Below are 14,672 nucleotides of genomic sequence, written 5' to 3'. Positions count from 1 at the left end.
CCTCTCATAGGAAAAGCCTATAAAAACAAAAATAACCCGCTGCAGCCACAACAACTGCAGTTCCTGTATAAAGAATTTTGTTTTCCGCCTTTTTCCAAAATACATACCCGATAGCAGCCATCCCGGCCAAATCAAAAAGGAACTGAAAAAGAAATGTCTTATTATGGAACAGATATATTCCCACCGCCACAGTCTCAGCTCCAAGCCCTCCAATGGGCAGGCCGTACAGAAAACTGCCGGGGCTTCCCCCTTTATTCCAGAAGTACAGTACAAATCCCCCTATACTGCAGAGGCACGCCAGCGCCGTATAAAGTGCCAGCAGATTCCAATGGAATCCCTCGTTGTCAAACATGGGAAGAAACAGACCCAGTATATATTTCAGTAAATAGAAGCTGATATTCATAGCCGTGAGGTACAGCATCACATTCACCGCGGCATTCCGATTGGAACGGCTGAAAAGCACCACAAGGGTAACCGTTACCATCCAGAAGCCAAACAACGTTGCGATGGAACTCAGGCTCCATAAACTGTCATACGGAAAAAAATCCGTAAGTCTGGTCAGGATTCCTGCCAGACATCCCAGCCCTGCCATAAGAATATATGATTTTAAAGCACGCGGTTTACGTTTCGTTTCACTTCCCCGGTTTCTCATCCTGTCCTCCATCTGCTTTCTGGTTCCGGCGGTTTCTATATTCTCTCCTTCTCTTCTCGTCCACAGGTGCCAGCCATTTTTTCAAAATCTCACTCAGCTTCTGGAGCATAATGGGTTTTGCCAGAAAGTCGCTGAATCCTTCTGCCAGATACATGGCCTGTGCACTGCCGGACGCGTTTGCTGTAAGCACTACTACGGGAATGCTGCAGCAGTTCTTGTCCGGCAGCGCGCGTATCTTTTTCAGCGCCTCCATACCATCCATTCCGGGCATCATGTGGTCCATGAAGACCAGATCATACCTTTCCTTTTTGACCGCATCCACTGCCTCCTGACCGGAGTGTACACAGTCTACCTGCATGCCGTAAGGTTTCATAAGCTCCTCTGCGATTTGCAGATTTAAATCATTGTCATCCACCAGCAGCACCCTGGTATACGCATAGTCCGGGGCCGTCTCCGTGGATAATGCGGTTCCGGATGCGGGTCCGGATGCTTCCAGTTTTTTCAGCAGAGCTGCAGCCTGTATACTGAAAAGAGGCACAAATATGGTCAGATCCTGTACCTGTACTGACATCAGAGTATGTTCCTTCATTTTCAGCAAAGTGATCAGGGACACCTGGGCCGGCACTTCCTTTCGGTCCAGATTTTGTATGGTCTCTCTGTCTGCCATGGCATATCTGTATTCCCCCGCCCGCAGCTCCTGCACAAACGTTTCATGATCTGTGCAGATTCTGTAAGACATATTCATACGTTTCAGGCATTCTTCATAATACTCCCTCATCAGGGAGTCCGGTTCCAGTATCAGCACACTTCTCTTTTGGGGAAACCCCGGTTCCAGAAGGGAGGTCCCCTTCTTCTCTGCCCTCTGCGTAATGCAGGCTGTGAATACGGAACCTTTTCCATATTCACTCTCCACAGAAATATGACCGTCCATCATTCTGCACAGAGCACTGGTTATGACAAGACCCAATCCGGTTCCTTCCCCATTATGACTGTATTTGCTGTCCACCTGGCTGAAACTCACAAACAGTTTGTCCATATCCTGTTTTCTGATACCCACGCCGGTATCCTCCACACGCATGGTCAGGAACGCATTCTCTCCCTCCTGCCGGCAGCAAAGAGTCAGGCGGATATGTCCCTCTTCCGTAAATTTCACGGCATTTCCCACAAGGTTCACCAGGATCTGCCGGACACGTGCGGCATCACCGGTCAGACGGGCCGGAACGGATTCATCCACATCCACAAAAAAGCGGACAGGCTTTTCATCTATTTTAATGGCAGCCATATAGATCAGGTCGTAAAGAATATCCTCCAGCTCATATTCCTCATTCCGGATTATAAATTTTCCGGACTCTATTTTTGAAAAATCCAGTACATCGTTGATGATCGCCAGCAGACCTTTACCGGAGTTCAGGATACTGCGCACATACTCCCTCTGCTTGCCGTCCAGGGCAGTGCGCATCAGAAGTTCCCCCATTCCCACAATGGCATTCATGGGAGTCCGTATCTCATGGCTGATGTTGGCAAGAAATTCTGACTTTGCCTGCGCCGCATGTCTCTGGCTCTGGGAGAGCGCCCACAGCACAGCCGTAGCAGCCAGAAGCGCCAGAAAGACCACTCCCGCCGTGATGCTGATCGTGGCAAGCTCCTTTGTCAAAAGATCTGTCTTGGCGGTGATAGCCTCTTTGGAGACAATATTCACAACCGTCCAGTCATGTATTCCCAGGGGACAGTAATATGCATACCGACTGCTTCCAAACTGTTCATAGAGGATCATGCCGGATTTTCCTGCCTTTATATCTGCTTCCGTCCGGGAGAGGTCTGCACCCTCCCTGATCTCCGCATTCTGCAGGACCCGGAAGAAGTTATTGTAATCCATGCTCTTATTATGCAGAACCAGACTGCCGTCCGTGTCTATGATGTAGGAATAGCCTTCCCCGCCGTAGCTCTCTATGCCCAGCACCTCCTGAAGCTTTGAGGCCTCCAGCATGGCGGCCAGAACGCCTGCCGGTTTTCCTGCTTCGTCCTTCAAAGGAACACTCATTATAATACCGGATACAGCCCGGTTCGTTAGGATATGCCTGACAAGACCGCTGATCTGGCTCTCCCCTTCCATGGCTGCCTGAAAATAGGCTTCTCCGGATACGTCCCCATCCCTGGAAGATTCCGTGGCCTTCAGCATACCGTCTGCCTCCGCGTACCCCACATAGGCAAACTTATGTCTCCTGGCAATATCCTGCAGATAAGGGAGCCGTTTTTCCTCCGGTATGGCAGGCAGTGCGTTCCCGGCGGTCTCCAGGGAAACCTGAGTATCCTGCACCACGTTTTGTATGTAGGAGACAATGTGGTCCGCCGTCTCTGCCAGATGTGCCCGGTTCTCTTCTTTGATGGTACTGTCAAATTTTCTGATATAGCTTGCGGCAAATGCTGCAAACAGCAGAATCACTGCCAGCAAAGCTGCCAATACAGCCACAAACGGCATCCGTTTCCGGGCCTCTGTCTTTTTCTTTCCCACGGGATTTCCCCCTCACTTCATTTACATTTCAGCCGTTCCTGCCTAAGCGCCTCCATCTTTGCCAGGCATTCCTCCGCGGTTTCCTTCCCATCCGCATCCATATATTCCAGAATACAGGAGGCATCCATCTGGGAGAACCCGCGTATGCGCAGCCATGCGGTTGAATCCCGGTAATGCCGCTCGATCAGGCGCTCCGCCTCCAAATACTGCGGCGTGGAAATACTGGCCACCTGATTTTTGAACACAGGCGCTGTGTATATTCCCTCAAATACAGCATTGTAATTATAAGGGTCCGCAAGAAATGTGATAAAATCCAATGCGGCATCCAGCCGTTCACTGTTCTTATTTACAATAAAAAGGCCAAGATTCGGTCCCTCAAAGGTTCCCTCCTCCGGTATCCCTACAAAAGCAGGCATGATTCCGAATCGGGAGGCATCCCCTGTAAAATCCGTATACAGCCAGGTATCCCAGCACAGCATCATGGCGTATTTTCCGCTGTCCATGGCTTCGCTCATTCCGTTCCAGTCATCTGTCCGGTAAGTCTCTCCCAGGTAACCCTTCTGCGCCATGTTTTTGTACCAGTCTGCCACCTCTCTCATCTGAGGCAGATCGTCATAGCCCAGAGTGCCGTCGTTCAGGCCATTCAGTATGTCCGTATCCTCCACCAGACAATCCATAGGAAATTGGTAGAGAAGCATGGAAATCTCTTTTCCGGGCATATACAGAGGGGTAATCCCGTTCTGCATAAGGGTCTCGCAGACCTGCAGGAACGCTTCCTGCGTACCGGGGACTTCCAGGTTATATTTTTCAAAGATTTCTTTATTGTATAAGGTGCCGGAAACCGACGCCTCCCAGTGGGGAAGACCGATGATCTTCCCGTTGTATACTGTCTGATTAATGGAGGTATCGGTCAGGTCATCCACCCAGACGGCATCGGAAAAGTCGTAAAAGTTCTCATCCGGCTGAAAGGCTTCAATATTGGTTCCGCCGTAACTTAAAAGAATATCCGGCTTCTCAATCTCCCCCGCCACGCTTGCCAGAACCTGCTGTTCAAATTCTTCCTTTGGTATCTGGACAATTTCCAGCTCATTGTCCGTGAATTCCTGATAGCGGTCAAAGGCTTTTGTTATGTAACTGCGCTCCATCTCCGGGTAGATTCCCCAGATCACCAGCTTTTCGCCGCTGATGCTGCCCCAGTCATACTGGGGCTCGTCAAAGGCTGCTGCGCTTTCTGTGTGAGCCTGCCTGCTCTGCACACAGCCTGATAAAACCATGGCCAGTCCCATAACTGCCAGGACTCGGACTCCCTTTTTCATATACCTTTTCACCCCGCCTTTGGACTGCTTTTTAATCTGTATTTATTTGTAACTGTGAGGACACTAAACCATTTATATTTATTTTAACATTTATGGGGGGATATGTCGATATGAGTGAAGAATATAAAGTTTCTTTATAGAATGAAGAAAGGTGACTGCAGGAACGTTTCCGGTCCGCTTGAATCGATTGCGTTATAATTCATTACCTTTATAAATATAATCATTAAGGCATATTTTCGCCTTTATCTTATCCGGCAGAATAATATGATTAAGATTCAGGCCTTTTGCCACATGCTTAATCACACTATATATTTCTGTGTCCATATCTTTTTCCAATATAGCAAGAACCTGAGATGGAAACGCTGTCAGTTTCTTAATGTCTTCAAGCAACGCCGATGAAGGTACATAGTGATCACCCTCCCTGCTTAAACCCAGACAGAAATTCACATTGCCCACCACTTTATCAACAAAGAGATAAGGGCGCACATTATTATAATCCCCGGTAATCTTTGTTATTTTTGTAATATTCATTATCGAAGGCAGGGCTGCCAATTTTAAATATGTAGTTCCATCCTTTTTAAATTGAAACTCATTTACGCTTAATTTATTTTCTATACACTTTCTATAGAAGTTTACCGATTGATTATGTAATACTCGACCATCTCTTTCAATTAACTCTACTCCTGTAAGATGTTGGTAATTTCTCTCATAGAAGGCCACCTCTATGCATCGTATGCAATTATCCTGCCTCTCACGATAAATAATCAAAAATTTTTTATTTGATAACCTCTTCCTGTACTGTTTTGCACAGTTCAGAACCATTTTTTTAGCTTCCTCTTTTGTATATTTCATATATTAATCCTACATTTCCATAAATTTAAAAAGAGAGTAATAACACCATTGTGTTACATACCCTCTTTTCATGGCTAATTTTAGTGTTGTCTGCCAACGACCAGTAAAAGACTGGTAAACATATCGGATTTTAGTGTTGTCCGCCAACGGCCAATCATATGAACATGATTGACAAATATTTCAGATTTAAGTGTTAGCCCACTAGAAAAGCGCGCTTTTCTTCTAACTATTATTATATACAAATGCAGTTTTTATGTCAAGAGACTAATCTTTATTTTTTCTTTGTTATTGCAAATATTTAATAATCATATGCACTTAATTGCATGGAAATATGTGTATCTATTTCCCCTATGGTAAATATTTTATTCTCTGTATTCCACCGGATATCTCCTACATATCTCATCATACAAAAAGCAATTCTCATCATGGTCATTTATCATCCCGCATGCCTGTAAATGGGAGTACACGGTAATAGAGCCCAGATATTTAAAACCCCTCTTCTTCAGATCAGCACTGACCGCGTCGGATAATTCATTTTTCGCGGCACCCTCAGTCTGATGACTTCTGTAGATAAGTGTCTTTCCCCCTGTCCAGGACCACAGATAGGTGTCAAAGCTGCCAAACTCTTCGATTATCTGCCGGAACCTGCACGCATTGTTAATGACTGCCTGAATTTTACGGAGGGAACGGATCATTCCGGGTGTCTCCATAATTTCCTGTATTTTTCCATCATCATACTCAGCAATCTTCCTGTAATCGAAGTCATCAAAACACTGGCGGAATATATGGCGTTTTTTCAGCATCATATTCCAGTTCAGCCCGCACTGCATGACCTCCATCATCAGAAACTCAAACTGTTTCCTGTCATCGTGGAGGGGAATTCCCCACTCCTCGTCATGGTATTTTTGTAAAATCCCATTGTCCTTACACCAATCACATCTCTCGCTCATGCCTTCTCCTTATATGTGCTTTTTATTCTGTATCCGTTCCGCTCTCCCTTTTTCCTGCATCTGCTCCTGCGGCATTTTGAGGGCTAATCTTGAAAATTAAACAGTCTTTCTGCATTCCCGGTTGTAATAGTTATGACTTCCTCATAAGTTAACTGTTTCAAATCTGAAATTGCTTTTACGACTTCCATAAGATTCAGGGAAGTATTTCTGCTCCCGGGGGCTTCTTTGGGTTTTACGTAGGGGGAATCCGTTTCAAGCAAAATCGCCTCCATAGGTATCTGCCTGACTGCATTTCTTACTGCTTCCTCCTGCGGATATGTAATTCTGCCTCCGATTCCGAGAAAAAGTCCCATATCCATATATTCCGCCGCTCTGGCAGTGTCGCCGCCAAAGCAGTGTACCACACCTGAATGCTGCAGAGGATGTTCCTTTAATATCTGAACAGCCTCGTCATCCGCATCTCTGATATGAAGGATCACCGGAAGTTTTATCTCCCGGGCAATTTCAAGCTGTTTATGAAACCAGACCCTCTGCCTGGCTCTCATTTCTGTGTCCTGAACACGATAATAATCCAGCCCGGTTTCACCAATGGCAACTGTCTTACTATCTTCTGCCAGTTCCCTGAGTTCCGTTTCCCACTTTGTATCCTGCTCTGCATTTTCTTCACCGAGACAGTTGGGATGGATTCCCACGGCATAATAGAGCCATGGGCAATCATCAAAGAATTTCCGCATGACATAATTGGAATCAAATGCTATTGCAGGATTTACAACCTTTCCCACCCCTGAAGAAATTATTTCCTCCAGCAGACTGTATCTCCCGCAGTCGAACCTCTTATGATCGTAATGTGCGTGCGTATCAATCAACATTTCTCACCTATCTTCCAAACAGCCCGGAAAGTGGTTTCAAAGCCTCTCCCAGATTCTCGATTGCCTGGTTCAGGCTGTCTATATCCAGGTTTTCCAGAGCGGGTACTACAGAGTCATTAAAGGTCTTCAAGGTCTGCCGCAGATCCGTCACCAGCCCCGATATATTGATGACCAGTACCACGCCCACTGTGATCAACACCACTGCTATGATTCCAAGCAGTACAGCGATCATCCTTGATACAAACAACTGTTTTCTGAGAAGTTCTGTCTGCTCCTCCTCAAATGTGATCCTGTTATCGTTCATGCTGCCCCTCCTCATCCATATTCCGTTACAAGTATTCTATCACATTTTGCTGTATCTGATGTAAAGATTTACAGATTCTAAACAGCAAAATATCACCGGTCAAAACCCCACCGGTGATATTCTCTGTCCTGCTGAATGTTACTGCGCATTTTCCTCTGCCAGTTTCTTAATGGAAATCTCCTCTGTCTTATCTCTGTATTTCACTGTGAGCACTTCCTGTCCGGTCAGCTTTATTTCCTCACCGTCTGCTCCCAGAATCGTATTTCCATCCGTAAATGTATAGCCGCAGGATACGCCTCTGTTATCCGGAAGATTTCCGGTATCATCATAGTGCTCTATGATCGCTATTTCATATTCCCCTTTCTTTTCTGCTGTCAGGGTAAGCCCCATCAGTTTTGGCCGGAAGTCAATGGACACCATGCCATTCTCCATCTTATTGTATGTCATTTCCACGTCTTCAGAAGATGCCAGCTTCTCCCTGCACGCCTCCTCTGCCATTTCTTTCAGGCTGAGTTCTTCTGTTTTATCCCCATACTCTATCCGCAGAACATCGTCCTCTGAAATCTGTTCTGCCTTTCCCTCCGGTGTAAGAACTGTCTCCTCATCTATAAAGGTATAACCGCAGTATGCATTTCTGTGATTGGATTTATTCAGTGGGTTTATTCGGGAAGCCCTGACGGTTATCACATTGGTATCTCCCGGTTCTGTCTCCGCATAAAGACATATATTTTTATCCTTTGGCGCAAACTTGATCGTCACAATTTTTCCAACATACTCTTTTGAAAGGTTCACGTCCCCGGACTTTACATTCCAGCTCTTTCCGTAATAGTAACTGAGTCCGCCGAATATCAGCGCGCATATGAGAACCGTCAGTCCGACGGCCTTCCAGATTATCCTTTTTACCTTCTTAAACGGTCGGATTGCCTTCTTATTCGCTTCTGTCATTTCCGGTTTCTGCACTTCCTGTTTCATCTCGTCCAGATACGCCCTGCATTCCCTGCAGTCCTTCAAATGCTCCTCAATCGCCCTGTCACTCTCCCTGCTGGTCAGCCCGTCCACATAGCTTGGAAGCAAATCCCTGATAATTTCGCACTTCATAATCTTACCTTCCTTTCACGATTTTCTGCTTTGCCCTGTAAAAAGTCACGCGGGCCCAATTTTCATTTTTACCGAATATCTCCCCTATTTCCTTAAAAGAAAATGCACCTGTTATGCGCAAAAGCACCACTTCCTTTGCAGTCTCGTCCAATATATGCACCTTTTTAAACACATCCATCTTCTCTTCCCTGATACAGAGCTCATCCTCCGGTCCGGCCTTGTCGGAGACCATACTTTCCTCCAGCATGGATGTACCCTTTCTCTTTCGTTTGTCCAGCTCCTGATACCATAAATGCTTGGCGATCTGGCAGAGCCAGGTAGACACCTTACAGGTTCCGTCATATTTATGGGCTGAGCGCACTGCCCGGTAAAATGTCTCCTGGGTCAGCTCCTCCGCGGTACACTCCTCACGGCACAGGGTCATCAGGAAACGGAACACCGAATCTGCGTATTCCCTGTAAATGACATCCATGTCTAACATCTCTTCCTCACCTCTCTTTACTCATATATCCGGGAAATAGAGTTTTCGTTACAGAAAACGTGAAATTTTTTCTTTTTGATTATACCATATACCATTAATGGCATCCCGTAACTTAAGGCCCAGCAAGTGTGCCACGTATTGTATATCATATTTTGCGGATGAATTAGCCGACCTCCCACACCACCTGGGGCTATTATTTTGTTCGTCAGGCCACAGCTAAGTACCTGCCCCATCCTCCAATATCCTTTTCGGCTGTTTGCAAGTTCATGCACCTTCCACTCCGGCAGTTTCAAGGCTTTCAAATTTCTCTATTTTGTCTTTACCTTTTCCATTAATTCCAGTACATGGTTCGGATTTTTCTCCGTAGCCATTCGTCTGCCTCCGGTCTTCATTGCTTATTCCACGTTCTTCTCGCAGGCTTTCAGTGCGTCGTGTTGACCTCTTCCCGGTCTGAACCCATAACTGTTCTCTGAGAACTGGGGCTCAAACAACGGGGTCAGTTCCTGCGTGACTGCTTGTTGAATGACACGGTCTACAACCGTCGGTATCTCTACCCTTCGGACTGGGTTGGGCTTATCCTTCCCACTACCGGGCGGATTTCGAGACTTTCACCCTATAGAACGCGCGCCCGCCGGGCGCACTAAAAAGCACTCTGTATCTTTTGATACAAAGTGCTTCAATGTACAAGAGCGTGTTTGAAAATTCATACTGACAAGCTGTAGGATATTTATCTTTGCAGTTCCACCAGCAATTCCCATCTGCCATTCCGCTTTCCGCCCAGCCGTCTGATGTAACCCTTTTCCTGCAGCACTTTTGTCCTGTTCTTCACGGTTCGTTCTGACTTTCCAAGCTTTTCAGCTAACTGCTTCTGCGTTATAACAGGATTCTTAGAAATGTTTCTGAGAATTTCAAATTCATCCAAAGTGCAATCCAAAGTGCAATTTTTGCACCTTGAAATCTCTTCTGCTGCACTTTTGATTTCCTTTTCATCTGAATAATCTACATGAAGATAACGATTTTTTAATTGATGATGCCTGTCCATCAGAAAATTCTCAAAAAACAATTCCAAATACTTCGTTGTTGCATGGATATCATTTTTTAAATCATTATAATTAGCCCGCACTAAAGCATTGCGGAAATACCATGAGTGTTCGGCAAATGCTTCATTACTTACCTCAAATCCCAGAGTCTTTAGATACTTTATAATAAATACTGCTGTTGCCCGGGTATTTCCCTCGCAGAAGGGATGAATCTGCCAAATATCAGATGTAAACTTTGCAACATGTTTCACTGCATCTGATACAGTCATTCCCTCATAAGAAAACCGTTTTTCCATATTAAAATCATAGTCCAATGTATCTTTTATACTGTCACATGATGCATAAAATACCGTCTCTCCTTTTAGCACCCATTCTTTTTTTGTAATATTATATGGTCGGATTTTCCCGGCATGATCAAATACACCTTCAAATAGACGTCGATGTATCGTCAGCCATTCAGCAGGTGAAAACTGAAAAGTATGCTCGCCCAAAATTCTTGTGATCCGTGTTGAAACAATATCCGCCTCTTTTGTATCATCTTCTAAGTCTCTGCGTTCGTCCCGCTCTTCATAGTAGCTTTGAATTCTCTTTTGCGCTGCATCAATATTTATTTTTCCCTCAATATGTTCTTTTGCTGTTTCCAACAAATATTCCGATATCTTAAGTCCGTCTACATCCTGAAGACCAATAGCAGTCTGCCAGGACTCACTTTTCTCTGCCTTATCAGGTTCTCCCTGCCGAATATAATTTTCCAGTTCAAACTGCCATTTCTTTTCCTTTGACACTCCCTGTACCGCCTTCCCTGTTATGACATGGCAATATACCTACAAGTACATTATATATTTCTGTTCATCTCCGGTCAATACGGAACAGTCCGTCACAATACAATCCTCTCCATCCTCCGCAGTGACACCCTGTACATCACATACATAAACAATGCCACTCCAAAAATCAGCCCCAGTTCCATCACAAACAACTGTACCTCCGCTGCATCCAGGTGCATATCATTAAAATAAATCAGCAGCATGGAAAACACAAGAACAATCGTGCTCCCGGCAGCCGTCGGATATGTGAAGATCTTCCGCAGTTGTCGGCGAATCACCCTTTCTATATAATTCCTGTCCGCTCCAAGTCTTCCCAGATCGCTGAAGAGCTGCCTGTTGTCCATTGCGATAGTCACGCTTCTCACATAGGTCATAACACCCACGGCTGCCAGGGAGATCACCGCAATATACACACTCAGCAGCACAAAAACAGCAACCATCTGCATGGCATCAGCCTTTATCAGTACTTTAAAAAAGGGTGCATATTTCCAGTCACTCATAAGCTCCGCATTATCCACGGAAAGACCGGCTTCTCCGCTGTAAAAGTATTCCTGTCCCTCCTGTTCGGCGCATTTTTCCTCATAGGCATCGTACAGCGCCAGATGGTCCGACAGTGCTCCCGCATGGGCAATGTATTCCTTTTTCAGTTCCACGGCAAACTCATATGTGCTGTATACATCCTTCACACGGAAGAAGACCAGCTTCTCCCTGTCGGTTTTACCCGCTTCCGCAAAGCGCCGGTAATCCTCATCGGAAAGGATAAAAGTAAAAGGCTCACTGGTATTTGTCAAATTATCGAACTCCTCCGTCCCCTGATAGGACAGTTCCCTGTTCTCTACAGACAGCAGACAGTCCGGTTTCACCCATATGGACGGGTGGTATCCGCTGGGAACGATGGTCTTGTATTCCCCGGGTTTAAGCTCTGTCCCGCGCCCGGCAATCCTGGAAAAATCAGATGCCCGGACAAACGAGGCCAGTTTCCCGGAATTCAGATCCACATATTTCCCGCTGTCTGTCAAATCCCGCATCCGGTAATCCACATACAGCACCACTGCTTCTGCCTCCTCATATGTCTCTATATCCACGTTATACTTTTTCGCCAGCCCGAAAATATCATCCCTGGTGATCTGCTTTTCTTCTGCGGGATAATGCATGGAATAGTCATACGGCGCGTCCTCTCCCCCGGCATAGGCAGAACGGTAATACATGGCTCCCCAAAACGCGGACAAGAGCAGCACAAATACCAGAAGTGTGATCACACACATATTTTTTGTCGTCTGTCTTGCCGTAAAACGCATCAGATTGGCAGACACAATATTCTTATAGTATTTTTCCGGGTTCCTGCCCTTTCCTGTGCGCCCTATCGCACTCAGCATAAAGAGATACAATCCGGCCGCGCTGATACAGTAAGTGACATTCCAGAAAGAGGGCATGACAAACAGAAACCATCTCATGCAGACTGCAGGCACCGCCATTGCCAGCAAAAGCCCTGCAAGGATGAGAAAGATGCCGGCCCTGCCCGTCCATGGCTTTATCTCTCTCACCATCTCTGTCTTCCTCTGTTCATTTAATATATCTATAAGATTGACCCGCCGGATAAATCGCAGACCCAGCAAAAAAATGCACAGGACCAGAAAAAGTGCAAATACAATGCCGATAACCAGTCCGCCAGGCCCCACCCGGTATTTCATCTCTGCCTGGGTGAGGATCAGTGCCTCAAATCCCTTCCATATAAGAAAAGAGAGGGGAACCGCCAGCACAAGCCCCCCGAGCGCGTACCGGGCCGTCACTATCCCCACTTCCACGGCAAGGCATTTTCCCAATTTTCTTTTTCTCTCGCCCAGGGCTAAAAGCACTCCGATTTCTCTGCTCTTATGCCGGAAAAACAGATTTGCACCGTAGACCGTAAAAACCGTACACCCCACAAATGTGACTCCCATCATAAGCCATGACAGCTTTCTGGTATCTCCTCCCTCCGGCAGCAGCCCCTGCACGGTGGGGGAAAAATACATAAGTGTAAAGGAAGTCACCAGCAGCACGGAGAGAAACACGCATATTCCCAGCAGGGTATACTGATTCTTATTGTGCCGCCGCAGTTGCCCCATAATTTTATTCATTGTCATCAAAGTCCCCTCCCAATACACGTATCGTATCCAAAAGCTCATCCATAAACGCTTTTCTGTCTCCTCTGTTCTCCCGTATTCCGCTGACCTGTCCGTCCTTCAGGATAATGACCCTGTCGCAGAAGGAAGCCGCGAAGCTGTCGTGGGTCACCATAAATACGGTTGCCTGCATGGTATCCCTTGCTTTGAGAAACGCATCTATCACTGCCCTGCAGGATTTGCTGTCCAGATTTCCCGTTGGCTCATCCGCCAGAATCACCAGCGGGTGGTTCATAAGCGCTCTTGCCACAGCGGTCCTCTGCTTCTCCCCTCCGGATATCTCAGCCGGATACTTCTGCATGATCTTATCAATCCCGAATACCCGGCAGATATTCTCCGCCTTTGACTCCATCTGGGCAGCCGGACGCTCATCAATGATCTGGGGAAGACAGATATTTTCAAAGACAGTGAGGCCGTCCAGCAGCATAAAATCCTGGAAGACAAACCCCATCTTCCTGTTTCTCACCTTAGCCAGTTCATCCTCCTTCAGTCTGGATATATCCTCCCCTCCCAGAAGAACTGCCCCCTCATCATAAGGAATGAACCTGGAAATGCAGTTTAAAAGGGTGGTCTTTCCGCTGCCGGAAGGCCCCATGACAGCCACAAATTCCCCCTTCTCCACCTCTATGGATATATCCTTCAGAACCGGGTATACCTGGTTACCAATCCTGTAGCTCTTTGACAAATGTTCCACCTGCAGCATAATATTCTCCTTTCACTGATAAAAAACCTGCTGTCTGTTTACACTTTAAATGGTAATACAGAAAGGAAAAACCCGCATTCGGCCCATTGTAAAGTTTGACACTGATTTTGTAAAGTTCCGGGAAAGAATCGACAACCGCCCGGACTTCCTGTAAAATGCAGATAACAGGATTATAAAGGAGTGACTTGCTATGGTAAAAATAGGGATCTGTGATGATGAACCGGAGATGAGAAAACCTCTCCGTCAAATACTGGAACAGGTCTTACAGCTTCAGGGCGTGGAATATCTGATCTCTGAATCGGAATCCGGTGAGGAACTCACTGCCGGAATCTCCTGTCTTGATATTGACATTCTCTTTCTGGATATTGAAATGAGGAGCCTGGACGGCATAGAGACAGCCAAACTGCTGCGCAGAAAGGGGATGAAAGGCATTATCATATTCGTAACCGCATACCCGGATTTTGTCTTCCAGGGCTATGAAGTCCATGCCTTTCATTACATTCTGAAACCTTACCGGAAAGAAAAAATAGAAGAGGTTCTCAGACAGGCCCTGCATGAGCTGGATCTGTCAAAGGAACGGTATTTCGTAATAGAACAGAAAGCAAGAGTCATCCGCATCCCCCTCAGTCAGACCATTGCCTTTAAGAGCGACCGCAGGAAGGTGGAGGCCCTTTTGGAGGAAGACTTTGTTGCCTTTTACGGCAGGATAGATGAAGTATGCCGGGAACTTCCCTCCTGCTTTATACGGATCCATAACCGGTATATCGTAAATCTGAATTATGTGACTACGCTGGAGAGGGACCGGTGCATACTGGGCAGCCGTTCCTTTCCGGTCAGCAGGGCCTTCCGGCAGGAACTGGAAACGGCCTTTGCCAGGGCAATGCTGAAATAAAACAGGGAGGGAAAAAG

General features: G+C 46.4%; 13 protein-coding genes. 1 reads left to right on the top strand and 12 read right to left on the bottom strand.

What is annotated here, in order from left to right:
• Positions 1-4 precede the first annotated feature (4 nt).
• The 12 genes from WMO65_RS15850 to WMO65_RS15790 form a co-directional block, all read right to left on the bottom strand.
• Positions 5-652 (bottom strand): hypothetical protein, encoded by a 648-nt coding sequence (locus tag WMO65_RS15850; RefSeq protein ID WP_148391891.1) that lies wholly within the window; start codon positions 650-652, stop codon positions 5-7.
• Positions 633-3,164, bottom strand: a complete 2,532-nt coding sequence (locus WMO65_RS15845; protein ID WP_148391890.1) for a hybrid sensor histidine kinase/response regulator — start codon at positions 3,162-3,164, stop codon at positions 633-635. The genes WMO65_RS15850 and WMO65_RS15845 overlap by 20 nt, the downstream gene beginning before the upstream one ends.
• 17 nt (positions 3,165-3,181) lie before the next feature.
• A complete protein-coding gene (locus WMO65_RS15840; RefSeq protein WP_118743586.1) occupies positions 3,182-4,480 on the bottom strand; it encodes an ABC transporter substrate-binding protein in 1,299 nt (432 codons plus the stop codon).
• A 192-nt stretch (positions 4,481-4,672) separates the two neighbouring features.
• On the bottom strand, positions 4,673-5,332 hold the full coding sequence (locus tag WMO65_RS15835; protein WP_148391889.1) for a PBECR4 domain-containing protein: 660 nt from the start codon (positions 5,330-5,332) through the stop codon (positions 4,673-4,675).
• Positions 5,333-5,694: 362 nt separating this feature from the next.
• Positions 5,695-6,282 (bottom strand): DNA-3-methyladenine glycosylase I, encoded by a 588-nt coding sequence (locus WMO65_RS15830; protein WP_148391888.1) that lies wholly within the window; start codon positions 6,280-6,282, stop codon positions 5,695-5,697.
• A gap of 83 nt (positions 6,283-6,365) precedes the next feature.
• The gene (locus WMO65_RS15825) at positions 6,366-7,151 is read right to left on the bottom strand and encodes a TatD family hydrolase (RefSeq protein ID WP_148391887.1); all 786 of its coding nucleotides are present in this window, start codon (positions 7,149-7,151) and stop codon (positions 6,366-6,368) included.
• Positions 7,152-7,158: 7 nt separating this feature from the next.
• Complete coding sequence (locus WMO65_RS15820; protein WP_033139912.1) at positions 7,159-7,455, bottom strand: hypothetical protein; 297 nt, start codon at positions 7,453-7,455, stop codon at positions 7,159-7,161.
• Positions 7,456-7,593: 138 nt separating this feature from the next.
• On the bottom strand, positions 7,594-8,553 hold the full coding sequence (locus tag WMO65_RS15815) for an anti-sigma factor family protein (RefSeq protein WP_148391886.1): 960 nt from the start codon (positions 8,551-8,553) through the stop codon (positions 7,594-7,596).
• 4 nt (positions 8,554-8,557) lie between these two features.
• Positions 8,558-9,034: an RNA polymerase sigma factor gene (locus WMO65_RS15810; RefSeq protein ID WP_054351407.1), complete on the bottom strand. Its 477-nt coding sequence runs from the start codon at positions 9,032-9,034 to the stop codon at positions 8,558-8,560.
• Between the two features lie 727 nt (positions 9,035-9,761).
• Positions 9,762-10,859 (bottom strand): winged helix-turn-helix transcriptional regulator, encoded by a 1,098-nt coding sequence (locus tag WMO65_RS15800; protein WP_349064459.1) that lies wholly within the window; start codon positions 10,857-10,859, stop codon positions 9,762-9,764.
• A gap of 92 nt (positions 10,860-10,951) precedes the next feature.
• Positions 10,952-13,021 carry an FtsX-like permease family protein gene (locus WMO65_RS15795; RefSeq protein ID WP_148391884.1) on the bottom strand — a complete coding sequence of 690 codons (2,070 nt, stop codon included), beginning with the start codon at positions 13,019-13,021 and terminating at the stop codon, positions 10,952-10,954.
• Positions 13,008-13,763 carry an ABC transporter ATP-binding protein gene (locus tag WMO65_RS15790; protein WP_148391883.1) on the bottom strand — a complete coding sequence of 252 codons (756 nt, stop codon included), beginning with the start codon at positions 13,761-13,763 and terminating at the stop codon, positions 13,008-13,010. Before WMO65_RS15790 ends, WMO65_RS15795 begins: the two co-directional genes overlap by 14 nt.
• 190 nt (positions 13,764-13,953) lie before the next feature.
• Between WMO65_RS15790 and WMO65_RS15785 the strand changes: the two genes are divergently transcribed.
• Positions 13,954-14,655: a LytR/AlgR family response regulator transcription factor gene (locus WMO65_RS15785; RefSeq protein ID WP_148391882.1), complete on the top strand. Its 702-nt coding sequence runs from the start codon at positions 13,954-13,956 to the stop codon at positions 14,653-14,655.
• Positions 14,656-14,672 lie beyond the last annotated feature (17 nt).

It is taken from the genome of Blautia caccae (assembly GCF_040095955.1).
Taxonomy (GTDB): Bacteria; Bacillota; Clostridia; order Lachnospirales; family Lachnospiraceae; genus Blautia; species Blautia celeris.
Note: the sequence above shows the minus strand (reverse complement) of the source record. Positions and strands in the feature narration are given on the sequence as shown.